The organism is Micromonospora sp. NPDC007271 (genome assembly GCF_040634005.1).
In the GTDB taxonomy this organism is placed as follows: Bacteria; Actinomycetota; Actinomycetes; order Mycobacteriales; family Micromonosporaceae; genus Micromonospora.
In genome coordinates this window covers 1-23,592 of sequence record NZ_JBEYER010000104.1, presented here as the reverse complement: position 1 = coordinate 23,592, position 23,592 = coordinate 1, and the positions used below count along the sequence as shown (strand labels likewise).

The window sequence follows — 23,592 nt, the reverse complement described above, 5'->3', positions numbered from 1 at the left end:
CATATCTACCGACTCACCACCCATCCAAGATCACGATCGCCGTGAAAGGCCGAGGTTAGGGCTGTCAAGGAGTGGACCGAAAACGAAGAAGTGCCTTCTGATCAGGGAAAATAGGGCTTGTCGAGAGTCCTGTTAACCCGTCACGGAAGGCACTTGCTGGGTGAAGGTTACCGCAACACGTCCGAAGATCATGGTGACCGGGGGTGGGCGGGGCGTGGTCGGTCACGCTGGTGCCCGCCTGCTCGCCGACCTTGCTGATGCGACCGGGTTGACCAGCGCGTTCAGTCAGGCCCTGGCCGGGCTGCGGCAACGGCAGCGCGGACACGACCCGGGCCGGATCGCCGTCGATCTGGCGGTGATGCTGGCCGACGGCGGCGAGGCCATCGCCGACCTGGCGGTGCTGCGTAACCAGGCCGGCCTGTTCGGGCCGGTCGCCTCCGACCCGACCGCCTGGCGGCTGCTGTCGCAACTGGACGAGGCGACACTGGCGGTGCTGCGGTCCGCTCGGGCCCAGTTCCGCGAGGTCGCCTGGGCCCAACACTTCGACACCCGCGGTGACCTGCCACAGGCCTCCGCGGCCGGCCTGCCGGTCAACGGGCTGATCCTGGACATCGACGCGACGATCGTGCTCTGCCACTCCGAGAAGGAATCGGCGACTCGCACCTGGAAGACCTTCGGCTTCCATCCGTTGCTGTGCTTCCTGGACAACACCGGCGAAGCCCTCGCCGGGCTGCTGCGCGAAGGCCGGGCCGGCTCGAACACCACCGCCGATCACATCACGGTGCTCGACCACGCCCTCGCCCAGATCCCCGACCAGCATCGGTATGGCACCCCGATCCTGCTCCGCGCCGATTCGGCCGGTTCCAGCCAGAGGATCCTCGCCCACATCCGATCCTTGCGCGACCAGCACCTGGACATCCGGTTCTCCGTCGGTGCCCCGATCATCGAACCAGTGCGTGAGGCGATCCGGGCCGCGACCGGGTGGGTTCCTGCCGTGGACACCGACGGTGACCTGCGCGAGCATGCCGAGGTCTGCGAGATCACCGGCCTGTTCGACTCGACCGGCTGGCCGGAGGGCACCCGGTTCCTTGTCCGCAGGGAACGCCCGCACCCCGGCGCCCAGCTGTCGCTGTTCGACACCATCGAAGGCTGGCGGCATCAAGTCGTCGCCACCGACACCCCACCCGGCGGCGGCAGCGTCCAGTTCTTGGAGGCCCGCCACTGCGGCCACGCCCGCGTCGAGGATCGGATCCGCTGCGGGAAGAACACCGGCTTCGGCCGGTTCCCGTCCCGGCACTTCGCGATCAATCAGGCCTGGCTCCAACTCGCCCTGACCGGCATCGACCTGCTCTCCTGGACCCAGGCCCTGCTCCTAGACGGCGAGCTGGCCACCGCCGAGCCGAAGAAGCTGCGCTACCGGCTGCTGCACGTCGCGGGCCGGATCACCCGCACCGCCCGGCGAACCCGCCTGGCCATCGCCGCCAACTGGCCCTGGACCGACGCCCTGACCAGCGCATTCAGCAAACTCGCCGCGCTACCCCGACCTACCGGCTGACCCCGGGCTTCACGCCACGACCAGCAACACGGAGGAACCCGGCCCCGCGCCGGGCCCTCAACATGCGACCAAAACAGCGACAACCACGCGAATCGGTCCCATCGAGAAGCGGCTATAAAGCCACACTCAAGTGAAAGACCGAGGTTAGGAGTCACTGGTTGGCAAATCGGGCGGCGCGGCGCTGAGCACCTTCCCGCTCCGGGTGTTGATCCATTCCTGCACGCGTCTGCGCTTCCAGTAACGAGTAGATCCCTTTACTGGTGCGGGTTCTTCGCGGTCGGGCATGGGAAGGTAGCCGTCCTCGCCGCGGTCCCACGCGGCCTTGCTCATTCCGACGTACTTGTCCCACCCGCCCTGCGTGATGGTGAGAATCTCCCGGAACTCGGTGGCGGAGATCAGCTCCTCGGGGTCGCCGTCGAGTTCGACGTGATGGACCCGCGCTCGGGAGGATTCCACGATCTGCGGTAGGAGGACATCCCGGACGTGCTCTAGCTCGTCGATGGGAAGCCACGCCTTCTTGTCCTGCTTGACCGACGCGGGCCAGCCTGACCCTTGGGCGCGCTGCTTCGGTGACGTCTTGAGCCGCACCGTCTGTTCGGACCGTCCGGTCAGCTCGGCTGCGCCGGCTATGTCCGTGTGCGGCCGGCCGCCAATGTTCCGGATTTCCATGCCTACCCCTGCCTGCATCGGTGGCCAGCGGTTGGAACGGCCGGGGGAACATCGCCCGCGAACGAACGAAGCGGCAACCCCCCGGCCGCGTGATCCAACCAACAACCCCACCCACAAGGCCGCGCTAAGCGGCGGACGTGTGGCCGAAGCGGTGCAGATGGTAGCAGTCTGGCTCTCGGTCGCCTGGGAGATCGGCGGGTTGATGCCGTACTTGAGAGCCGTGCTCCCCCTGACGAAGCCCAGCAAAGACGATCGGCAAAGAGTGCCACCGGCTGCGGCCGGGGAGCAGCGCTGTGCGCCCAGAGAGGACGGACGCCGTTTAGCTGCCCCACGGGACGGCTGGTAGAGCGCTCGCGGGGGCACGGATTACCGATTCGGCCATGTCGAGCGCGCGGAGCAGGGTTCTTAGCTGCGCCGCCGACAGGGTGCCTGCGTCCAAGCCGCATGTTGATACGAGTGTCTTGAGCTGATTGACCCGTTGATGGCGGGCGGCGGCGAGGCAGGTGGGGTGGTTCAGTAGGTCGCGTGCGGCGTATCCGTCGGCGGCGGCGTGTTGGATCAGTTCGACGGCGAGCTGCTCGGCGGCTGGGTGATCTTTATCGAGGGCGTCTAGAAGGGTGAGGCCGAGCCGGGTGTGGAAGACGGTGAGTCCGGGCTTGACGGGTCCGAGGGCGTGGTAGGCGGTCAGTGCCGTGTTCGCCTGGTCGTCTGTGGGATCGGAGTCTGGCGTCAGCAGGAGCAGGCAGGCAGTGACGGCGTCTTCCCATGGTTCGCCCGGTTGGGTGGCGTCTAGCATCGCGCGTGCCTGGCGGTAGCGGCCTGCTGTGGCGTGGGCGATGATGCTGATCTGCCTGCCGTCGAGCATGCGTGCGCCGACGCCGTTGTATTGGGTGAGGCGGTGGCTGGCGTCGTCCCACCGTCCTGCGCTGGCGAGGGCGTGGGCGCCGGTGCCGAGCAGGACGGTCCAGAGCCAGGTTCGTGTCTTGGTGTGGGCGCCGGGTGCCTCGGTGAGGCGGGCGGCGGGGATGGTGAGGCCGTCGATCAGGGTGTCAGTGCGGGTGTTGATGGCCTGGAAGAGGGTTTCCAGCAGGGTCCAGGCGGTGGGGCCGTCGCCCGCGCGGATGTGGAGGCGGGCGAGGTTCACGATGGGTTCGAGTGCGTGCTGGGGATCGCTGCCGTGGTCGAGGGCGGCGGTGGCGAGTCGGTGGCACCAGGTGCGGGCCAGGTCGGGCATGCCGCAGTCGGATGCCAGGAGCGCTGCGAGGTTGAACACTGCGGTCGCGGCGGCCACGTCATCGCTGCGCTGGGCGGCGTCGGCGCGTTCCTGAAGGTCGGCGATGCGCTTGGGCAGAGGTGTGCATACGGGCCGGGGCCGGGCGATCAACGGGAATCTACGGATTATGGCCGGGTTCATGAGTCACCGCCGGGGGCGAGGGCGGGGCTGGTGGGGTTGGTGCCGAAGATGATGTTTCTGGCGGCGGTGGCGAGTGCGGCTTGGTGCAGGCCAGGAATGCTGCGCCTGTTCCAGGCGAAGATCACGTGGTGGGCGAGGGTTGCGCGGAGGCCGCGCTGCAACTGTCCTGTCTGGTTGAGCCGATTGAGGGTGTCGCCGGCGGCGATGTAAGCCTCGAACCAGCTGCGAGCGGCGGCTAGCGGCGCCCCTTGGTGGGTGAGGCTGGCTGGATCGGCTGTGAGGAGCCGTTTCACCGCGTGCAGCAGGTTGTTGACGAGCGTGGGCTGGGGTGGTTCTCGGTGGTTGGCGACGCGGGCCCAGACGTCGCCTTGTTCGTACCAGTCAAGGCCTGCGGCTCGCATCATGGCCGCAGTGAGCATGATCGACAGCTCGGGGCACCGCGCGGCTAGGTGACTGGTGTCGGGGGTGAGTAGGTGGCGGCTGTCGTGGTGCCAGAGCTGGTGGGTGGTGTCCATGGCTCTGGTGCCGCCGAAGGCGTGGGTCTCGGGCTCGTAGATTCCGGGAACGGTGGCGCTGATGTGGCGGTTGTGGCGTAGGCGGGCCAGCTGGCTGGTCACGTAGTGGTCGGCGGCTGTGGAGGCGGGGAGGTAGCGCAGCCGCCAGCTGTCTTTCCGGACGTAGAACCAAAGGGTGATGAGCTGGCGGGTTTCGGCGTCGGCGAGGATCGGCGCGAGATGGGTGGTGGCTACTTGTTCTGCGGCGTGGGGGTCGGGGAAGGCGATGGTGGTCTGCCGCCATTTGGGTGGCGTCATGTTCGTTTCCCTTGGGTTCAGGCGAGGGCGAGGAAGGTGTCCCAGCTGGTTGCCGGGCTGCCGGTGACGGCGGTCTGCAGCGCTAGCACGGCACCGGCCGTGCCGTTCATCAGCTCTGGATCAGAATGGGTTTGGCTGGCGAGCTGGTTGGCGAGTTCGGCCGCCAAGCCGGGCAACTCGGCGGTGAGCTGACCCGCCCCGTGGGGTTTGGTGCTGGCGGCGGCTATGCGGCTGGCAGCCTGCAGGAGGCCGGCTTTGCCGTGGCAGAGGCCGATCTCGGGCAGCCGGGCGCGTTGGGCGGCGTCTCGCAGCACGGCGAGCACAGCCTCTTCTGCCCGTTGCTGGCGGGCCTCGTCGCGCAGGGCGAGCCCGGCGAGTTGCTGAGCGCGGGCGATGCCGGGGGTGCCGTAGCACCAGGAGGGCCGGTGCCGCCGTGGGGTGGTGTCGGGGGTGACGTAGCCGGGCCACCAGATTCCGGCCGGGTCGTCTTGGCGGTGGTGGTCGATCCAGTCGCACAGGGCGGCGAGCGCGTCGCGGGCTGCTGGGGTGTCGTGGCCGTGGAGGATGGCGTAGGCGAGCAGGGCGATGACGGCGCTAATGCCGTGGGCTACGCCGATGTTGCCATGCCCGTGGGGGAAGTCTGGGTGTGGCGTGCCACCGAGCCCCGATGGCAGCCACCACGGCGGCTGCGTGGAGCCGTTGCCGAGGGGTTCGGTGATGCGGGCCAGGTAGGTCATCACATCGCGGCTGATGGGGTGCTCGGGGTGTATGTGCAGGTGGTAGAGCCCGAGCCCGGTCAGGCCGTGGACGAGGTCGAACTCGTACATCGTCAGCGGGTCGCGGCGGTCTATGCGGGAGTGGGCGGCGACGAGCCGTTGTCTGGTGAGGGTGATCGTGGCGTCGTTGAGGCTGGCGAAGGCGCGGCGGTAGCCGCCCAGCGGGCGGGCGGTGTGCAGCATGAACGCCAGCGCGGGGGCGCCGTGGAAGGGGTCGGAGTTGCGGCCGATGCTGACCGGCTCGCTGCCGGCGGCGCGTATCCAGCCGTGGGCGATGGCCTCGTTGCCGTGTCCGGAGACGGCCCGCTCGATGTGCAGCAGGGCGATGCCCACCGCGCCTCCGGCCAGCGATTGCGGCCGGGTCCGCCCGTCGGGTGACAGGCCGACGATGGAGGGGCTGGCGAGTCTGGCGCAGGCCGCCGCGAGCACATCCGAGGGGTTGGCGGTGGTGGTCGGGGTGTTCACGTGGTGCTCCTTGTCGTCCAGCTCAGTGCGGCGGCGCGGGCGAGGTGCAGGCAGGCTCGTTCGCTGTCGAGGTCGGCTCCGGCGACGCGGACGTGGTGCAGGTGCAGCAGGTCGGGGAGCAGCTCGGCCGGCGGGGCGGTGCTGACGGTGGGCAGGCTGTCGCGCCAGGCGGCCACGGTGCGGCGGCGTTGGGCCCAGCGGTCCGTCAGGTTCTCGCCGCCGGGCAGGGACGCCACGGCGGTGGGGTCGTACGGGTTGGCCAGGCGGATGGCCTGGTCGTAGACCGCTCGTGGGGGTGCTGGCCGGTGGGCGCGGGTACGGGCTATCAGCCATCGCAGGGCATCGTGCGGGTCGCCGATGACCGCCGTGACGAGGTCGACCATGCTCGCGGCGGTCAACGCCTGCCAGCCCAGGGTGGGACGTCGCGTGGTGATGGCCAGCTGGGCGAGCGCGGCTGCGGAGTCCGCCGCGAACACGGCTGCCGTTGACTGGTACGCGGCCAGGCTGCCGAAGCGGCCAGGCTCGCCGAAGTCGGTGTCCCACTGGACTCGCCGGGTCAGGTCGGCGTCGGTCAGCTCCTGCGTCCAGCCGGTTATGGCGTCGATGGGCAGGCCGCTGATACGCAGCCGCAGGTGTGGCTCCGGGTCGGCGTGGCGCAGGAACCACCACCCGGCCGCTGGCGGGAGTTGCACGACAAGCCGAGGCAGGTGGGCGGTAAGGATGGTGGTCTGTTCCTCCGGCCGGGCGTAGATCTTCAGGTAGTGGTGGTCGCGGCCAGGCAGGCTGCCGTGGGTACGGACATCGACCAGGGGGCTGGTGAGGCGGGGCGCTGGTGGTCTCGCGGTGGTGGCGGTCAACGGGATGACGATCTCGTGCGGATGCCCGCCGATCCAACCGTCGCCTTCGGGGATGAGACGCAGCAGTGCGGTGGGGTTGCGGGTCAGGTGGTCGCGTAGCAGCGCCCGGTGAGCGGGCTTGTCCAGGTCGAGGCCGAGGGTCTGGTCGCCGATACCAAGCGAGACGGCGGTAGGGCAGCCTGTGGCCTTGAGCCAGGCGGTCAGCGCTCTGTCCCAGTGCTGCCAGCCGGCATGCCGGTCGGGCAGTTCGGCGGCGCTCAGGTGCCACCGCGCGGGGCTCAAGAGGGTCCGGCCGTACCGCAGCGCGGGCAGGAACGGCAAGCCCTTGGCCGCTGGCCCCCACTCCACCGGTGAGCACGGGGTAGCGAGGGCCATGGGCGCTTCGGCCAGGAAACGGGCCAGAGGGTGGGCGTGCCGTACCGGCTCGACCGCGTTGACTGCGACCGGCTGCAGCGCCCGCTGGCGGGAGATCGACACCAGGTGCAGGCGGTGCGCGTCGGCGGTTACCGCGATGTCGTCCAAGCCGACCGCGACCTGCGACGGGGCGTGGTACTCGCCGACAGGGATCAGATGCGGCAGCACCTGGGGGGCGCGGTTGACGTCCAGGCTGATGGTGTAGCGGGTGACCGCAGACAGCTGGGCCAGCAACGCTCCGGCGCTGGCTGGTGGGCTGTCGACGGCGCAGGAGGCCATCCGGTGCCGGTCGGTCTCGCTGAACATGTCCAGGAACCGGCCCGCGGTGGAGAAGGCTTGCGCTGAAGCACGTACGACCGACAGCAGGAAGTCGCCGCCGGCGATGGCTTGGAGGGAGTCGGCGTGTACGCGCACGGTGAGCTCGGCGGTCGGCGGGATCTCGGCCGGCGCCGGGCCGGTCAGCCTGTCCAGGAGGGCGTCGTCGAGGTCGACCTCGTGTTCACGGCGCAGGGCGGCACGTTGCGCCAAGGCGAGCAGCCTCCGGTCCCTGTCGATCAACGCGGCCGAATCATTGGCCGGCTCGCCGGTGAAGCCGTCCGGGTAGCCGAGGCCCACCTGAACATCGATCGCATCCAGGAGCGGGACGAGGGCGTGCAGGCCGTACCGGTTCAAGAAACGCGTATGCCAGTCCCGCCACCGCAGCGATGTCGGCCGGGCGAGGCGGGTCAGCGCGGCAGCGGCGCGGCACGCCTCGGCCGTCACCGTCGTCGGCACCACGAGGTCGCAGTCCAGCCGCAGATCGACCCCGACCGCCTGCCCGGGCTGGATCACGGCGGCGGCTCTGCCGAGGTCCCGGCGGCGGGCGGCAGCTGCGGCCTCGTCCGGTGCGCGGTCGTGTCGGGCCTTGAGATCGCGAACGCGACGCAGCGGATCAAGGAGCTCGCCCACCTCGCCGCCTTCGGCTGCGGCGGTCTCCAGCTGATCCACGAGGTGCGTCAGGGGGTCAGTCTCGGTCGACGGCGGGCGCAGGCTGGTCAACAGCAAGCGCTGTGTCACCATCTGGCCGATCAGCCGCTGCGCGCCTTCTTGCGGCGCCCCACATTCGGCCGTCAGCTTGCCGGTGAGGTCGGCCCACCGGATCGGCTCAGCCGCCAGCGCGAGAGCCGTGCGGATCATGTCGGTGGCCTTGATGCGCAGATGCGTGGGCGCGCCGTAGGGGTCGCTCGTCGCGGCGCAGTACTCCAGCACCAGCTTCTCACCGTGCTCGACCAGCAGGTTGTTGGCGCGCACCATCACATGCGGGCGCAGCCGCACGTCGGATTCCAGGCCATCCAGGACGGCGGCCAGCCAGGTTGCCTGGAGGCGAGCGACAGGGCGGTGAGCGGTGCCCCAGCGGATGCGTCCGCTGCGGCTCGCGGTGGCGGGAGCAACACCGGCGAACAACCCGTACGGTGTGGCACGGGTAGTGGCGCGCAGCAGGTAGCGCATGACTGCGAGCACCACCCGGCGGACGTCGGCTTGCGACAGGCCGCCGCTGATTGCGGCGGTGACCCGCTCGGCGAGGTCCGGTGACGCGTGGGCCAGGGCTGCCGCGAACCCTGGAATCGCCAACGTCTCGGCAAGCCACAGCCGCCAACTGGCTGCCGTGTCGCTGCCGGTCAGGTCAGGCCACGCGCCGAGCTGGCCCGCGCGAAGCAGGGCCGCCCGGAGCAGCAACGCGTCGTTCACGCTGCGGTACACACCAGCCTCCCCATGGGCGTGATCATCTGTCTGCGGGTGAGGGGTGCCCGACCTTCGAGAGCAGGTCTCCTTGGGCCGGGCACTCCTGACCCGATGTCGATGGCTCGCCTTACGGCCTGCCCACCTGGTTTGGGCTGGCCATCAGAGCGAGCCACCAGCGGATGCGGCTGTTCAGCAGCTGGTGCAGGCCGACGCGCAGGTGCTGCCGCAGTTGTCCTCGGTCATCTTGATGATGTGCTCGACGGTGCCACCGGCCTCGATGAACTCGATGTCGAGATCGAAGTCGTCGAGGGTGCCGCCCTCGATGTCGGGCTGGATCGTGGCGAGCTGTGCCATGACAACCTCCCTGGTTGGAGTGATAGGGGTCCCCGACACTCCCCCGGCGTGGGCCGCTGAGGTGAGTGCCGAAGTCTTCTAGGACCAGGCGACGGCGAGGACGCCGTGTCGCTTGGTGGTGTGCCACCCGGTCAGGTCGCTGGTGTCGGCGGTGTTCGGGTGGTAGGTGATGTGGGCGGCGCCGCGCCGGTAGTAGCGGCCCGCCCAGGTGCGGATCATGGCGAGCACCTCGCCGCCGACCTGCTCGGCTTCCGGCCCGTGGGCGATGACACCGGTCTCGTAGCCGCTGACCGTTTGCGGATTCTCCCGCTTGATGCGATAGGCGAAGCTGCCGCCGCGCACGAGCGTCGGGGTGCCGTTGCGTACCGTGCGGTTGACCACGCCCTGATCGACCGCGGCCTGCGCGGCGTGCAGCATCGGCAGCTCCGACCCGCTGGTCAACAGGTACAGCTCCAGCTCGTCCGGCATGTCGAACGGCGTGCCCGACCAGCTCTCCACCGGTTTGCTGTTGAGCGCCTTGCGCAGCGCCGGCACGTCGAACGTGAGAGCGCTGTTCTGATCAAGGCGCAGCCCGACGTCGGGCGTGACCGGGATCAGCTGCTCGCTGGCGGCGCCGTCGCCCTGCATCGGCACGAACGAGCCGAGCCGGTAGCTGCTGGCCGTCAGCACGGACATGCCGGGGGTACGGTCGAAGGCGACCATGCGGGTGATCCCGGAGAAGCGCAGCGGCACAACGATCCGGCCGTCCGGGGTGAGCTGGTCGAGCCAGGCGGGCGGGATGTCCCACGCCCCGACCGTGACGATGATCCGGTCATACGGCGCGTGCTGTGCCACGCCGTGCTCGGCGTCGGCGAGCACGACGTTGACCTGCTCGTACCCGGCCCGGCGCAGACCCGCTCGGGCACGGTCCACGACGTCGGCATCGATGTCCACGGTCGTCACCGAACCGGTCCGCCCGACGACCTCCGCGATCAGGGCGGCGTTGTAGCCACCCGAGCCGATCTCCAGCACGTTCATGCCCGGCCGCACCTCGGCCAGTTCTAGCTGGATGGCCTGAATGTGCGAGGCCGAGACCACGCTGGTCTGACGCCCCTGAGCGTCAATCTTGGGCACCAGGGTGCTGTTGGTCTGATACACCTTCTCCAGCGGTTCGCCGGGTGCGAACTCGTGCCGGGGCACCGCGTTCATCGCCGCGGCGACGCTGTCGGTGGTGATCAGACCTTCGTCGCGCAGCGCGCCCACCATGGCCTGGCGCAAGGTGGTGGCGTCGTCGACCTGCAATGTCATGGGAATCCTTTCGGGTAGCGGGGGCTGGCGGACTTGGCGTCCCGCTTCGCCCTATGGGTTTGGGCGGCTGGGTTGTTGCAACCTGGCCCAGCGAGGCTGGCCCGAGGCCAGAGTCAGCTGCTCGCGGGCCAGGAGATCGTCACCACGCCGTGGGTCTTGTTCATGACCGTGGCGTCGGCGCGAATCTGGGAGCGGTCGCCGCCGGCGGGCCAGTAGGCGAACGTCGGAGGCGTGTGCCGCCCGGCTTGGTCCCACGCCTGGATCTGTTCGATCAACGTGGCGGCGGCCACCTGCCCGTCGCGTCCGTAGGCGCGGGCACCGAACTCCGCCCCGGCGCCCTGCAGCGCATCCCGCAACACGAGGCAGGCGAGCCCGGCGCCGCGTACGACCGCGAACGGCAACCAGCGCTTCCGGGCAGCCAGTGCGCTGCCCTCGTCGGCGGCGAGGCGGCAGAACCCGTCCAGGTACCACGCGAGCCACAGGTGCAGGTCGGCGAAGGAGATCCCGTGGCTGACCGTGACGCCAGACCAAAATTCGGCCGCGTCGGCGTTCAGCACGCCATCGAGCTGAATCAGATCCGGGGGTGCGCCGGAGTCGAACGAGAGCTTGACCTTGCCGCCGGTGGTATCGGCTAGCTCGAGCACCTGGTTGGCGTGGCTGCCGGCGCCCTGCATCGGCACGAACCCGGCCACTTCGGCCGATGTGCTGGCCAGGTGGTCGCCGTCGCGCCGGAACCCGATGGTGCGGGTGACCCCGTTCATGATCAGCGGGAGGACGAGCACGCCGTCCGGGGCCAGCTGGTCGAGCCAGGCCGGGGCGATGTCCCACGCACCGACCGTCACGATGATCGCGTCGAATGGCCCCTCGTCCGGCACGCCGTGCTCGGCGTCGGCGACCAGGACACGGACTCGGCTGCTGTAGCCAGTGGCGTCCAGCGCGGTCGCGGCTCGGTCAATGATCTCGGGGTCGATATCAATGCTGACCACGCGGCCCTTCGGACCGACGGCCTCTGCGAGGTAGGCCGCGTTCAGTCCGCCCGAACCGACCTCCAGCACTGTCATGCCAGGCCGCAGCTCGGCCAGTTCCAGCATCCGCGCCTGGATGTACGCCGCGGACACCGACGAGATCGGCACGCCGTGCTGATCGCGCTTGGTCACCACCGAGCTGTCGTAGCCATAGGCGACCTCAAGCGGCGTACCGGCCGGCATGAACCGCTCCCGCGGCACCACGCGGACCGCCGCCTCCACGAGAGCCCTCGTGACCATCCCCTCATCGCGCAGCGTGTCCACCAGCGCGGCGCGCAGCTGGGCGGCGCGGTCGGCGCTGGTGCGTGGCTCAGCCACCTGCGTCACTCGTACTTCCTTCTCATTGGGTCGGACAGGCATTCCCTGCATTCGCGGCGCGCCTGGTGCGGCGAATGCAGGGAGACAGGGTGCCGGCGGGAGCGCTGCGCCGGTTCCTGCGATGTCACAGACGCCTAACGACAGGAGTGGTTCGTCGTACAAATTGCCGCCGAGCCGCTGCAGTACCGCGAGTTGTTCTGGGGGGAGGGGGCGTGCGGTCACGGCGGACCTCCTATCTGTCAGGGCGAGGCGGGCGGTCAGGCGTCCTGGTGCTGGTGGCCGTTCGTGGCGCACTCGCGCCAGATACGGGACAGGTGCCGGGTCATGTGGGCGGTGGCGGGGTGGCCGGGGTGTTCGCGCCGGTGGGTCGTGATGGTGTCGGCGAGGAGGGTGCGGGCGGCTTGGCAGTGGCCGAGGGCGTGCAGGATGAGGGCGGTGGCTGCTTGGACGGCGAGGGTTTGCTGGGCGTGCGGGCCGTCGGATTTGGTGAGGTGGCCGGTGAGTTCCCGGTAGAGGTGGTAGGCGCGCTGATGGTGTCCGCCGCGCGAGTGGGCAGCGGCGAGGACGTGGAGGGCGTGCAAGGCCCTCCGGTCGGTGGGCCCGTGGAGGTGGACCGTGCTGGCACGGGCGTAGGTGGCCCAGGTTATGGCCTCGGCGGGGTGGCCGAGACGGAGTTGCAGTTCGGCTAGGAGGATGGCGGCTTTCGCGTGCACCGCGTCGGCGGGCGCGGTGGCGGGGTCGACGCCGGTGAGGCTGGCGTGCAGGAGTTGCCGGGCGCGCAGCGGGTCGCTGAGGACCAGGGTGCGGGCGGTGGCGACACGCTGTGCGCGTTCGGCCTCGAACCGGCCGGGATCGGGAACAGGGGTGGCGCGCCAGGTGAGGGTGACGTCGCTGGGGGTGGCACCGACGGTGACGCGGGCGAGGACGCGGTGGGCGTGGACGGCTGCGAGGTGTGGCGGGATCGGAGTGCTGGTCGACGGGATGATCCGAGCGGCGCGCGCCAGGATCGCCCGACCGACGGTGTCGGCGACGGCCACGCTATCCAGGGGCCGGGGCCTGCAACCCTGCTGGCACTGGAAGCCCTGCCCAGAGTCGTGCGACTCGGCGTGAGCCATCGGCTGCTGGCAGAACCTGCAGTGCAGCAGTCCCGGCGGCAGGTACATCTCGCACGAGTCGGCGGCCGGCCGGCATGGCTGGAGCGCGACTGGGGCAGTCGCTTTGGTGACCCATTTCTGAACCAGGCGCGGGTCGAGGTTCATCTGACGGGCGACGGTGGTGACGGCGCCGTATGCCCTGACTCGGCGGGCATCCGTGACGCGCTGCACGACGGCGTCGATCAGGTCTGGCGGGTATCTGCTTGGAAAGGCCATGATTCGCGGAGCCAGTTTCAGGACGGGGGTGGTCAGCTGCCGGTGGATGTCACCGGTGAGGCTGTTAGTGACGGGAGCGATGGGGCTACACATGGAAGCCTTGCCAGCGGTTGTCGACCGGGCGGGCCGGGTTGATCGGCATGGCACTGCTGCCGTGGCGAGCGTTGCGGCGCATCGGCTGCAGGGTCGGGCCGTCCGGCAAGGTGATCGCTGGCCGGGGTGTGTAGCCGTATCGGGCGAGCAGGTGCTCCCCGCCTGAGGGAACAGCGGTCCAGGACGGCAGGTCGATGCGGTCGAGGCGGCTGCGGTGGTGGGCCAGCAGCGCGACGCCACAGCCGCCCCGTTGGGCGTCGGTGCGGACGGCGAGGAACGCCAGGTGGTAGTGCGGTTCGGTGGGCTGTTTCTCGGCAAGGAACGTGTCCAGCAGGTCGAAGCGGTCGGCGTGTGGTCCGGCGGCGTCGGTGAGCCGGATCCGGTAGTTGGCCGGTGGTGGGATGGGTCGGTAACGGTGAAAACCCACGGTGGCGGCGGTGAGGTCATGGGTGAGGTGGATGTCGCCGAAGAACATCGCATGTTCTACCCAGATCGCGACGACGTCGGCCAGCACCTGGCACCTCTGCCCTGGGTCGGGCACCAGCCACGCGGCGAGCGGTGTGGGGTGCAGGGCGTCGGCGATCAGCAGGGCGACCAGATCCTTGTCTGCCCAACGGGCGGCGCGAATGTGCACCAGGCTCTCCATCGGATTAGATGTCCTTGTGGTCTCGCTTCACCGGTACGTTGCGGTGGCGAGGTCACCGACGGCGGCGTCGAGGGCGGCGGTGATGTCCCGCACCGACCGGTGGTGCTGGCCGGCGATGGCCTTCAGGTACGCCGTCACGGTCGTACTGTCGTCGTTGAGGTAGAGGTGGCCGGTGAGGCCGAGGGTGGCGACGAGTCCGGCGAGTGCGGCGGTGTGGTTGTCGGGCTGCTCACGGCCTTGAGTGACGTACCGCAGGCGTGCGCGGGCGACGACCGCCCACTTGTTGTCGGTGGCGAGGTAGGTGTCGGTGCGGGCAAGGCCGCCGAGGCGCCGGCGAGTGACCTGCCGGAGGATCCCGGCGGCGACGAGTCCGGCGCGGGTGCGCTCGTATAGGTCGTCGGCGAAGCCGCGCAGGAACGCCTTCACCGGTGGTGCTGTACGCCCATAGCGGATGAAGCCGATGGCACTGTCCGCGATCAGGTCTCCGAGCGGTTGATCGGTGTGCAGGCGCAGCCACCGGTCTCCGGACAAACGGTCGTCGTTCGGGTCGAGGACGATCCGCCCGGCGAGAAACAGGTCGATCAGGACCGCGCCGGCCAGCCCCAACGCCAAGGCCCGGCGGTGGATATGCGGGTGGCCGGCGTCGTCGTCGTGACCGAGCAGGAACAACTCATCGCGCAGCGGCAGCCGAGCAAAACTCATCGGCCCGCCCCTTCCGTGGTCTGGACGCAGCCTGCCGCAGGCTGGAGCGCAACCTGGGCGAACGCCGATTTGCCGCTGCCGGTAGGTCCCGCGGATCCGATGAACATCAGTACCCAGCTGCCAGTGGGCAGGGATGGTCCCCTGCGGGTAGCGAGCCGAGGAGGTTCACTCATGAGCTGCTGCTCCTTTCATCCCGACCCCGGCGAGGAATCCGGTGAGGAAGGGGCTGGCTGGCCCGTGTCCCCTCTCGATCTGGTCCTCGAGATCAGGGCGCCACCGAGCAACAGGGACGAGCGCTGCGTTGCTCGCCGACTTCGCTGCTGGCGCGTCGGCAGGGACCATGTCGAAGTCGCCGAACAGCGCCTCGACCTCTGCGGGGGCGCGCAGTTGAAGTGGGGTAGGCGTGCGTTGGTACAGCCTCTGCACCTCATCGGTCTGGCTTGTGGCCGTGCCGGAGGTCGCGTGGGAGATGACGAGGGCGCTGCCAGGGGGCATCGCGGCGCGGAATGGTTCCACGATGGCGTTGACGTCGCCGGGGATGAAGTGCAGGACCGAGACGAAGAGGACGGCGACGGGACGGCTGAGGTCGATCAGCCGCTGCGTGGTGGGGTTCTGGAGGATGAAATCCGGAAAGCAGATGTCGGCCTGGATGACGTCGACCCGCGGGTCGTTATCCAGCAGGTCCCTGGCGTGCGCCACGGCTACCGGCTCGACATCGACGTAGAGAACCCGTGCATCGATGTCGATGTGGTGGGCGATGTCGTGGACGTTGCCCACGGTCGGTATCCCCGAGCCGAGGTCGAGGAACTGGTGTATGCCCTGCTGGAGTGCGTAGCGGATGGCGCGGCGCAGGAACGCGCGGTTGGCGCGGGCCGCGTCGGCGACATGGGGTGCGACGGCGAGTACGGCATCGGCGGCGTGACGGTCCGCGGCGAAGTTGTGGCTGCCACCGAGGAAATAGTCGTACATCCGTGCGGCATTCGGACGAGTCAGGTCGACCTCGGCGGGTGCCCAGCTCATCGCCTCAGTTCCCATGGTCTTTCCCCGGTTGCTCGCTCGGGGCCTCGGCGATGCGGCGCAGCCGCTGGTGCACTCCGTCGTAGGGGCTCACGCCTGCCAAGATCGCCTTATTGAGGGCGGCGTGCATGGTGTAGAGCGGGTCGCAGACGTTTCCGGGTGCGGCTCGGCCGGCCTGCGAGACGACCTGGTAGGCGTCGAGCAGCTCCAGGCCGGTCAGTTGTGCGGTCCAGGTGACCAGGTCGTGCTGGCTGATCCGGTACGCGTCTTCTAGGGGCCGGGCGGCACCGACCGAGATGATCCGGTGGTCGGTCTCGATGCGCGGCCACGGTGTAGCCACGCCCTTGATCAGGTCGACGGCGACGGTGACGTTCATGGCTGTCTCCACCGCGACGCCGCACGCTTCGCCCTGGCCCTGGCGGGCGTGGCCGTCGCCGATGGCGAACAGCGCGCCGGGGGCGTTGACGCCGAGGTACACGGTGGTGCCGGGGCGGATCTCCGGGGTGTCGAGGTTCCCGCCGTGCGCATCAGGTACGACAGTGGAGCGGGCTTCCCCGCCGGCCGGGGCCAGTCCCACGGTGCCGAGCATCGGCTCCAGGGGCATGACGATCGCATGGCCGGAGCGGCGGGCGTGGAAGGTCACGGTGCCTGCCGCGGTGTCGATGGTGTAGCGCCACACCCGCTCCTCGAGCGGTGGGTGCAGCATCGGCGTGGTGTGGGTGGCGGTCAGTGCCCCGAAGTGCGGGAAGGTTGCTGACATGCCCCAGTCGCGGGCCGGGGTGATGGCAGCGAAGTGCAGCGCGAGGGTGTCGCCAGGTTCTGCGCCGAGCACGTGGAAGGGGCCGGTGACGGGATTGAATGCTTGGCACACCTTCGACGGCAGGTCGTCCACGGTGCGCAGGGCCCCGCCGAAGCAGTCCTCAGTGCTGGTGACAAGCAGGCTGCCCGGCTTGATCTCGGCGACCGCCGGGTGGGCGCCGAAGGTGTAATGCAGCTCGTCTTCGGTTGGCTGGTAGGTAACCGTGCTGGTCATGCCGCCTCCCGTCCGCTGGCAAGTCCGGACAGCTCGGGGCGGCGGCCGGCGGCGTACAGACCTGCCAGGGCCAGGAGGCCGAGGGTGAGCCAGACGAAGCCGAGGCGTTGGGCGGCCACGTTGGCGTTGACCACGACGTAGGCGAGGATGGCGAATCCGATTCCCGGAAGGATCAGGTGTGCGATCAGGTTGCGGCTGCGTCGGCGGACCAGGTAGTGCCAGACGACGGCGAGGTGCAGCACGAGGAACGCGGTCATCGCGCCGAAGTTGATCAGGCTGGACAGCAGCGCGATGCCATCGGCGCGCCAGTTCATGTAGAGGCCGATCGTCAGCGACACCAGCGCAGTGAGGGTTATGGCGTGGGTGGGCACGCTGTGGCGCACCGACACCTTGGCCAGGAACTTCGGCAGCTGCCGGTCGCGGGCCATGGCGTACAGCAGCCGCGAGGTGGCCACCTGCGCGACGAGGGAGTTCGCCACGCCCCAGGCGACGGCCGTGGCGACCGCGCACAGGGTGGCCAGCCAGGGACCACCGGCGAGCCGGGCGGCGTCGTAGAACGCGGTGCCTTCCGGATCGCCATTGACGAGGAGGCCATCCGGGTTGGGCAGCAGCAGCGCGGCCATCCAGGTCTGGGCGATGAACAGCAATCCGGCCACACCCAACGCCGCGGCCATGGCCCGGCCGATCTGCCCCGCGCCGCCCTTGTTCTCCTCGGCCAGCATCGAGATGCCGTCGAAGCCGAGGAAGCTGAGCACGGCGATCGACACCGCGCCGAACACCAGCGCCCAGGTGAACGTGTCGGGGTTGTAGAGCGGCGTCCAGGAGAAGCCCGGTCCCTTGCCTTGCGCGAGGGCGCTGCCGGCGGCGGCAAGGAAGATCACCAGGACGATGACCTCGCCGACGAGCATCACTCGGGTGATCAGGGCGGTCATCCGGATTCCCCGGTAGTTGACCAGGGTGTTCACCAGCACGAAGCCGACCAGCCAGACCCACACTGGAACCGCCGGCACGGTGGAGTGCATCGCCACCGCCGCGATCAGGTACAGCAGGCTCGGCACCAGCACGTAGTCCAGCAGGATCGCCCAGCCAGCGAGGAACCCGACCGGTGCGCCGATCCCTCGCCCGGCGTAGTTGTACACACTCCCGGCAAGGGGAAACGCCTTGACCATCTGGGCGTATGAGGCGGCAGTGAACACCAGCGCCGCCATGCCGATGACGTACGCCAGCGCGACCATCCCGCCGGCGCCGGAGTAGACGGATCCGAAGATGTCCATAGGCGCGATCGGCACCATGAACACCAGCCCGTAGAAGAGCAGGTCCGCGAAGCCGAGTGAGCGGCGCAGCTCCGGTCGATATCCGAACCGCGAGGAGTCGGGCGACGCCTGCGCCAAGCCGATCTCCGGCGGAGGCGCTATCTGCCTAGTGTGCATGCTGTTCCATTCCTTCCTGTCGGTCAGCGACGCCAGCTCACTTCCGCCAGTGCTCGAGCTGGCCAAACGGCGGCAGCGGCTTTGAAGGCAGACGCATCGCCGGGAGCTGCTGAATCGGTTGCTAGAGGGGCCAGATCATGGACAGGTCCTGGGCACAGCCGCCGAGAAGTACGGGCGACCGACAAGCGGCGGATGATGGGCCGAGTTCCTCGGGCGCAGCGTCCGCCACCAAACCCGGTGCCGGCGCCGCCGGCTCCAGAACGAATTGTTCGATGTCCTCGGCATCCACGCCCGGTCAGCTGGCAACCGCAGGGCCCCCGCTAGACCCGCTGACCGAGCACCCCGAACGGGCTGCAGCGACGTGCCGCAACTGCGCCAGCGCGGCAGACCCTCGAGGGTGAAGACCCCCGCGACAGGCGATCCGGGCTGCGCCAGCCACTCACCACCGCGGCCGGAAGCGGTACAGCGAGCGCGGTGACGCACGCTGTCGCTTCGCACGTCGACGACCACGAGGACACCTCCACCATCGCTGCTCGCAAACGCGAGGGCTGCCACAGCAGTGGAGGTAGCGCGAAGCCGCAGCGCCCATCCATCGCCGTGGTTGTCTGTGCGACCAGCCTGCGGGTTCGGCCTGTCCCATGACGATGCGTGGACGTTCTAGTGTTGTCCTAGTTTCAGCTCGTCTGCGCCGGCCGTCGTCTACTACGCTGCCGACTGCGACAATGACGCTGAGTGCATAGCCTGGGGGATATCCCGTGGAGACGGTACGGCGGTGGACCGGCCGCGAGGCGAGAGCACTACGCCTGGCCCTGCGCATGAGCGTGCGCGGCTTCGCCGAGCACTTGGGCGTCAATCCGGCGGCCGTCTCCAACTGGGAGAAGCGCGGTGCCGCGACCCGCATGCGCTATGAGACCCAGCAAATGCTCGATGTCGATCTGGCGCGGTCGCCGATCGAGGTCAAGCAGCGGTTCGCCCAGACCCTTAAAGCGTCAGCGGCCGCAAGTTCGAGCGGCTCGCCCCCGCCTGCCGACGGCCCAGGGCCCGCAATACAAGATCTCGGCGGCCGTTCCAGGGAACGGACGGCTGCCATCCTCGCGGCGCTCAATGGCCAGCAGCCCGACGACCTCGTGTACACGCCTTCGGCCGACGTCCAGCGGCAGGTTGCGGACTTCCTCGCCTCGACGGCGCGCGTCTACCTGGTCGCTGGCCCCCCGGGCTGCGGCAAGACCAGCTTCACGCGCCATCTGGCGTCTCAGGCCACTGGGGTGGATGTTCAGCTGCTGACCGCGGACTCGTGGACCGAGGACATCGACCTGGCTCGGGAGATCCTCCGCTACGGCTCCCTGCCGGCTGGCGAGGATCCGCTGCTGACCCTAGAGGATGAGAGCCGGAGCCTGTCCAGGCCGCTGCTCGTCGTCATCGACAGTCCGCAGTCCCGCGCCGTGGTGGACAAGGTCTGCCGCCAGCTCGACGGCACGCTGCGGCAGGTGCTCTCAGGCAACCTGAGGTTCCTCCTCGTTCTACGCACACCGCCGGACGTCGAGCTCGCGCCCTACCCCGTCCTAGCCGCAGCGGTCATGCCCGGCCAGGATCATGGTGCCGGCCCGTCGCTGCGGCTGGACCGCTGGGACGCCGGCACGGCCCGCGACGTGTGGAACGCGCAGCGGGATGCAAGCGAGCCCCCGTTCGACGCCCTGCCCGCGAAGATTCGTAACTTGGCTCGCCTGCCGCTGTACATGAGCCTCATCCGGGCCGCGAAGTCGACCGAGCCGCTCGGGCAAGTCAACGCCTACCGGCTCGTGGAATTCTGCGTCGCCTCGATCTTGAAGGCGGCGGGCCTGGACGTCGAACGTGCGACGGCGGATCTGACGGCACTCGCGCGACGGCAGCTCGCCTCCGCATGGCCGCACCACCTCCTTCCCGCAATCCAAGGCGACCCGCCAGGGAACGTTGGTGACCTCACCGTGTCCTCGGTCGCGAGGCTCGTGCGGTCCGGCCCGTTCGGCGGCTTGATGTTCCATCACGACGTCATTCGTGAGTACCTCTTCGCACGGTGGCTCGCCCAGCTCATCGATTCCCATGGACGCTCGACCGTCACCATCGAGCTGCTCAACGACCTGGCCGCTCGCACGAGCACGTCGGCCGACCTGCGAGGCGTCCTGGAATTCCTCTTGCAGGGCTTGGATGCGACCTCACCGGAGCTGCTGGCCGCCGTCGCGCAGTCACCGTCGGTCAGCATCACCGAAACGCTGCCATTGATGCTCGACCTCACCAGCGATACCCCCGCCTTCGCCACGGCCGAGGTGCTGCGCGTGTGCGCCTCCCGGTGCCTGCACGACAACGGCCTTCCCCTCGCCAAAGCTCTCCTGCACACCAGCGCAGCCGCCTCGGCGCTCGGTGCGGAGTACCCCCGGTGGATGCTGCGGGTGCTGCGCCGCTTCGGCCCGGCAGTATGGTCCGACATCGTGGCGTGCGTGGAGACGCGGCTGCCCATCGCGGCCATCCACGACTTCGTCCGTCTCGCGCAACTCGACACAGTTGAAGACGCGGTGTTCATCGCCCGACACTTCTACGTCTTCCTCGCCACCGACGACGGCGGTTCCCAAGAACTGAAGGCACTGCTGGCCCACCCAGACTGGCGAGCCCGGGCCGCCCTCGCCGAGGGGATCCGAGCGGGCCGCGCCATCCCACACCACACGATGGCCTCGATCATGGAATCGTTGGCCGCGGACCGCGACTACAAGGTCCGCGCAGCCGTCGCCGAAGCCGTCGGCCGCTCGACCGCACCCGGCGTGGAACACCTACTCGCCGCTCTCCTCGACGACCGGAACTGGCACGTCCGCGAGCGCCTCCTTCAAGGGCTTGCCGCCCGAGTCGGACACGACGACTCGGCCGCCGACCTGGTCATCAGGGCCCAGGGAGCATGGCGAAACGGCCCCCGCAATGTCCGAGTCGCCGCGCAGCGGCTCCTACTCAAATCCGGCAGGCAACCGATCCAAGACGAGGATTCATCTCGCAGCGCCCTGTTCGGCCTTTTACGAGAGATCCGCACCGGCACCCTACGGCTACCCATGAACGTCCAATCCGCTCTGGTCAACCAGGGCGTCGCCTCGGCCGACTGGCTCGTTCGCACCGAAGCCAACCTGCTCGCCCCCTACGCCACGGCCACGAGCACAGCACCAGGCATCAGCAAGGAAGCCTTCCGCCGTCTCCGAGACAGGCGCGCACTTCAAGTCGCGCTCGATGTCCGCGACGTCGACTACGCCATCACCGTCGCACAGGCCGCCGCTACCGCTGGTGTGCAGTTCATCGAGATCGGCGACCCGCTCATCAAGAGCGTCGGAATTCAAGCCATCAGCGCCATCAAGCAGCGAACCCCTGGTGCGTGGATCGTCGCCGAGATGATGTCCGCAGACTGGGGACGCGATCAGGTGGTCCTCGCGACCGAGGCCGGAGCTGATGTCGTGCTGCTCATCGGACCCGCCAGCACTGCTAGCGTGTCCGCAGCCGTCGAAGCGAGCAAACGCCTCGCCGTCCCCATCGTCATCGACGTGCCCGAAGGCCGGCTGATCCAACGCTGGGTCCAGGACATGGAACGCGCGGGAGTCGACGGCTTCGCCATCACCACAAACATCGACCTGGGCGTAGCCGGTTTCCACCCTCTCGACCAGGCACAACTCATCAGGTCATGGACCAAGCTGCCGGTCGCGGTCTCCGGCGGCTTCGAACCCACGGACGTCGAGGCCAGCAGACGACACTCATGGGACATCCTCGTCGTCGGTCGCGGAGTCACCGACTCCCTGGATCCCGCCGTTGCCGCGCGGGACCTCGCAGCATCGATCGAACTCACCGAAGGAAACCGCTCATGATCATCACCCCACTCACGGTCGACCGCATCCCCGACCTCGAGAAACTGCTGGCACTGGGAGAGCCGTACATCAGGCTTCGGGGTTCATCGGACTACTGGCTGTACGCCACGCTGTTCGCCAATACCTGCCCACTCGCCATCATCGATGGAGAGGTCGTCGGCAGCGTGATCGCCTTCCGAAGCCAGGTCGACCCGTCAGAGATCTACCTGCAGGACGTGATGACGCACCCGAGTCACCGTCGGACAGGAATCACGCGGGCGCTCGTAGAAGAAGTTGACCGCCAAGGCGGTCTCTGGGGATGCCGGCGCCTCTTCCTCACATCAGAACCGGACAACCACGCCGCGCACGGAGCGTGGCTCGCCATGGGCTTCAGCAACGTTCCCGGAGACACGACCGAGCAAGGCGTATCAGTGATCTATGACTACAAGGGGCCGGGGAAGCACCGCGCCGTCTATGAGCGATCGATCGGTGCCTAGCATCAAGTGGCCCGCGCAGGAGATCACCGCCGAGACGTGCACGGCGAGGTAGACCTCGACACGGTGTGATGCCAGTCGGCGAGAGGGTCGTACCGGCGAGATCTTCGGCTCACGCGTAGCCGTGCAAGGCAGGTAAAGGCGTGGTCGCTGCGGCGAGACGCCGTCCTCCAGCGCGCCGCATGTCGCGCTGTTCACCTCAACGCGGACAGGGGTCCCCTGCCCGCCGAGCTCGGGCTGGCGGTCGCACAGCGGCTACGCCCGCCCCGGTTAGGCGGGCGTAGCTGAAGCGGCTGTGGTGGGGACAGCGGGCTGGTTGGTGCAGGCGTAGGAGGCGGGCGCACCATGTCCGGGCGCCGAACCTTCCTCGTGTCCGACCCGTGCCGATAGCCCCTGAGCGATAGCAGCCGTTGAATGAGACGGGAGGCGCCCAGAACATGGCAGGGCAACGACTACCCGAGATGCCTTGCATCAGGCGCACTTCCCCGTTGCCGACCCTGGTGATCGTCCGCGGCAACTCGGGCAGCGGCAAGACGACCGCGGCCCGTGAGGTCCGTCGCCGCTACGGCCGCGGGTGCGCTCTGATTGAGCAGGACTACCTGCGCCGGGTCATGCTGCGCGAGCACGACAGCAGCCGTACCAATCCGGTCGCTCCCACGTTCATCACCGCCACCGCCAAGACAGCGCTCGATCTGGGCTACCACGTGGTCCTGGAGGGCATCCTGCACACCGGCCGCTACGGGGCCGTCCTGCGGCAACTCATCGCCGAGCACACCGGCCCGACGCACGTCTACTACCTCGACGTGTGCTTCGAGGAGACCATCCGCCGCCACCTGACACGCGCCGAACCGATCAACGTCACACCCGAGCAGATGCGCGAGTGGTACAGCGCTCGGGACTTGCTCAACGTGCCTGGCGAGCGCATCATCCCCGAGACCTCCACGTTCGAGCAGACCGTTACCACCATCCTTACGACCAGTGGCCTGGCAGGCAGCCCACCCTTGACGCCATGCCCGAACCGGTGCCCCCACTGCGCTGCGAAGGGAGTGTCAAGTTAACGGCTGATCTTGGTTGTTGAGGTAGTCAGTGGTTGGCCGGGGTGAGCCGGCCTTCGAAGGCGATCTGGAATGCGTTCAAGGGTGCCTTCCAGCGCATGGTCCAGCGCCGGCGGCCGGCGCCGGTGGGGTCGAGGCTCATCAACGCCATGTACACGCACTTGAGTGCCGCTTGCTCGTTCCCCTCTGTGTCAGCCTTGGTGAAGGCAGGTTAACCTGCTGAAACGTTGACCCGT

18 protein-coding genes and 1 pseudogene are annotated in these 23,592 nt (G+C 68.8%); 4 read left to right on the top strand and 15 right to left on the bottom strand.

Translation table 11 applies throughout. From position 1 onward, the window contains the following. Positions 1–160 precede the first annotated feature (160 nt). On the top strand, positions 161–1,555 hold the full coding sequence (locus ABZ570_RS28085) for an IS1380 family transposase (protein ID WP_358069949.1): 1,395 nt from the start codon (positions 161–163) through the stop codon (positions 1,553–1,555). Between the two features lie 144 nt (positions 1,556–1,699). Here ABZ570_RS28085 and ABZ570_RS28080 read toward each other — a convergent pair whose 3' ends face one another. From ABZ570_RS28080 to ABZ570_RS28015, 14 genes are all read right to left on the bottom strand, one after another. Further along, the gene (locus ABZ570_RS28080; protein WP_358069946.1) at positions 1,700–2,224 is read right to left on the bottom strand and encodes a hypothetical protein; all 525 of its coding nucleotides are present in this window, start codon (positions 2,222–2,224) and stop codon (positions 1,700–1,702) included. A 319-nt stretch (positions 2,225–2,543) separates the two neighbouring features. After that, complete coding sequence (locus ABZ570_RS28075; RefSeq protein WP_358069943.1) at positions 2,544–3,608, bottom strand: hypothetical protein; 1,065 nt, start codon at positions 3,606–3,608, stop codon at positions 2,544–2,546. Positions 3,609–3,634: 26 nt separating this feature from the next. Then, positions 3,635–4,450 (bottom strand): thiopeptide-type bacteriocin biosynthesis protein, encoded by an 816-nt coding sequence (locus ABZ570_RS28070; protein WP_358069941.1) that lies wholly within the window; start codon positions 4,448–4,450, stop codon positions 3,635–3,637. 17 nt (positions 4,451–4,467) lie between these two features. Next, a complete protein-coding gene (locus ABZ570_RS28065; RefSeq protein ID WP_358069938.1) occupies positions 4,468–5,691 on the bottom strand; it encodes a lanthionine synthetase C family protein in 1,224 nt (407 codons plus the stop codon). Beyond that, a complete protein-coding gene (locus tag ABZ570_RS28060; RefSeq protein WP_358069935.1) occupies positions 5,688–8,702 on the bottom strand; it encodes a lantibiotic dehydratase in 3,015 nt (1,004 codons plus the stop codon). Before ABZ570_RS28060 ends, ABZ570_RS28065 begins: the two co-directional genes overlap by 4 nt. A gap of 171 nt (positions 8,703–8,873) precedes the next feature. Beyond that, positions 8,874–9,038, bottom strand: a complete 165-nt coding sequence (locus tag ABZ570_RS28055; RefSeq protein WP_358069932.1) for an FxLD family lanthipeptide — start codon at positions 9,036–9,038, stop codon at positions 8,874–8,876. A gap of 78 nt (positions 9,039–9,116) precedes the next feature. Continuing rightward, entirely contained in the window at positions 9,117–10,325 is a 1,209-nt protein-coding gene (gene fxlM / locus ABZ570_RS28050) for a methyltransferase, FxLD system (protein ID WP_358069929.1), read from the bottom strand. 113 nt (positions 10,326–10,438) lie between these two features. Further along, positions 10,439–11,710 (bottom strand): methyltransferase, FxLD system, encoded by a 1,272-nt coding sequence (gene fxlM, locus ABZ570_RS28045; protein WP_358069926.1) that lies wholly within the window; start codon positions 11,708–11,710, stop codon positions 10,439–10,441. 215 nt (positions 11,711–11,925) lie between these two features. Beyond that, entirely contained in the window at positions 11,926–12,705 is a 780-nt protein-coding gene (locus ABZ570_RS28040; protein ID WP_358069923.1) for a hypothetical protein, read from the bottom strand. 418 nt (positions 12,706–13,123) lie between these two features. Next, the gene (locus tag ABZ570_RS28035; RefSeq protein WP_358069921.1) at positions 13,124–13,777 is read right to left on the bottom strand and encodes an N-acetyltransferase; all 654 of its coding nucleotides are present in this window, start codon (positions 13,775–13,777) and stop codon (positions 13,124–13,126) included. A 27-nt stretch (positions 13,778–13,804) separates the two neighbouring features. Next, complete coding sequence (locus ABZ570_RS28030) at positions 13,805–14,479, bottom strand: GPP34 family phosphoprotein (RefSeq protein ID WP_358069918.1); 675 nt, start codon at positions 14,477–14,479, stop codon at positions 13,805–13,807. A 165-nt stretch (positions 14,480–14,644) separates the two neighbouring features. After that, complete coding sequence (locus tag ABZ570_RS28025; protein ID WP_358069915.1) at positions 14,645–15,499, bottom strand: SAM-dependent methyltransferase; 855 nt, start codon at positions 15,497–15,499, stop codon at positions 14,645–14,647. 4 nt (positions 15,500–15,503) lie between these two features. Continuing rightward, a complete protein-coding gene (locus tag ABZ570_RS28020) occupies positions 15,504–16,529 on the bottom strand; it encodes an acetamidase/formamidase family protein (protein WP_358069912.1) in 1,026 nt (341 codons plus the stop codon). Next, entirely contained in the window at positions 16,526–17,959 is a 1,434-nt protein-coding gene (locus tag ABZ570_RS28015; RefSeq protein ID WP_358069909.1) for an APC family permease, read from the bottom strand. The genes ABZ570_RS28020 and ABZ570_RS28015 overlap by 4 nt, the downstream gene beginning before the upstream one ends. A 755-nt stretch (positions 17,960–18,714) precedes the next feature. Between ABZ570_RS28015 and ABZ570_RS28010 the strand changes: the two genes are divergently transcribed. From ABZ570_RS28010 to ABZ570_RS28000, 3 genes are all read left to right on the top strand, one after another. Then, positions 18,715–21,828 carry an orotidine 5'-phosphate decarboxylase / HUMPS family protein gene (locus ABZ570_RS28010; protein WP_358069906.1) on the top strand — a complete coding sequence of 1,038 codons (3,114 nt, stop codon included), beginning with the start codon at positions 18,715–18,717 and terminating at the stop codon, positions 21,826–21,828. Next, positions 21,825–22,304, top strand: coding sequence for a GNAT family N-acetyltransferase (locus ABZ570_RS28005; protein ID WP_358069903.1), 480 nt, complete (start codon positions 21,825–21,827; stop codon positions 22,302–22,304). The genes ABZ570_RS28010 and ABZ570_RS28005 overlap by 4 nt, the downstream gene beginning before the upstream one ends. A 485-nt stretch (positions 22,305–22,789) precedes the next feature. Then, positions 22,790–23,359 (top strand): AAA family ATPase, encoded by a 570-nt coding sequence (locus ABZ570_RS28000; protein WP_358069900.1) that lies wholly within the window; start codon positions 22,790–22,792, stop codon positions 23,357–23,359. Positions 23,360–23,384: 25 nt separating this feature from the next. Here ABZ570_RS28000 and ABZ570_RS27995 read toward each other — a convergent pair. Continuing rightward, positions 23,385–23,534, bottom strand: a pseudogene (locus tag ABZ570_RS27995) (IS256 family transposase); the annotation flags it as partial. Positions 23,535–23,592: the final 58 nt, after the last annotated feature.

Bases quoted from the DNA above. Each gene is read 5' to 3' on its own strand.
- ABZ570_RS28080 (WP_358069946.1), bottom strand. From the start codon at position 2,224: ATGGAAATCCGGAACATTGGCGGCCGGCCGCACACGGACATAGCCGGC.
- ABZ570_RS28070 (WP_358069941.1), bottom strand. From the start codon at position 4,450: ATGACGCCACCCAAATGGCGGCAGACCACCATCGCCTTCCCCGACCCC.
- ABZ570_RS28055 (WP_358069932.1), bottom strand. From the start codon at position 9,038: ATGGCACAGCTCGCCACGATCCAGCCCGACATCGAGGGCGGCACCCTC.
- fxlM (WP_358069929.1), bottom strand. From the start codon at position 10,325: ATGACATTGCAGGTCGACGACGCCACCACCTTGCGCCAGGCCATGGTG.
- fxlM (WP_358069926.1), bottom strand. From the start codon at position 11,710: ATGCCTGTCCGACCCAATGAGAAGGAAGTACGAGTGACGCAGGTGGCT.
- ABZ570_RS28035 (WP_358069921.1), bottom strand. From the start codon at position 13,777: ATGGAGAGCCTGGTGCACATTCGCGCCGCCCGTTGGGCAGACAAGGAT.
- ABZ570_RS28030 (WP_358069918.1), bottom strand. From the start codon at position 14,479: ATGAGTTTTGCTCGGCTGCCGCTGCGCGATGAGTTGTTCCTGCTCGGT.
- ABZ570_RS28025 (WP_358069915.1), bottom strand. From the start codon at position 15,499: ATGAGCTGGGCACCCGCCGAGGTCGACCTGACTCGTCCGAATGCCGCA.
- ABZ570_RS28020 (WP_358069912.1), bottom strand. From the start codon at position 16,529: ATGACCAGCACGGTTACCTACCAGCCAACCGAAGACGAGCTGCATTAC.
- ABZ570_RS28015 (WP_358069909.1), bottom strand. From the start codon at position 17,959: ATGCACACTAGGCAGATAGCGCCTCCGCCGGAGATCGGCTTGGCGCAG.
- ABZ570_RS28005 (WP_358069903.1), top strand. From the start codon at position 21,825: ATGATCATCACCCCACTCACGGTCGACCGCATCCCCGACCTCGAGAAA.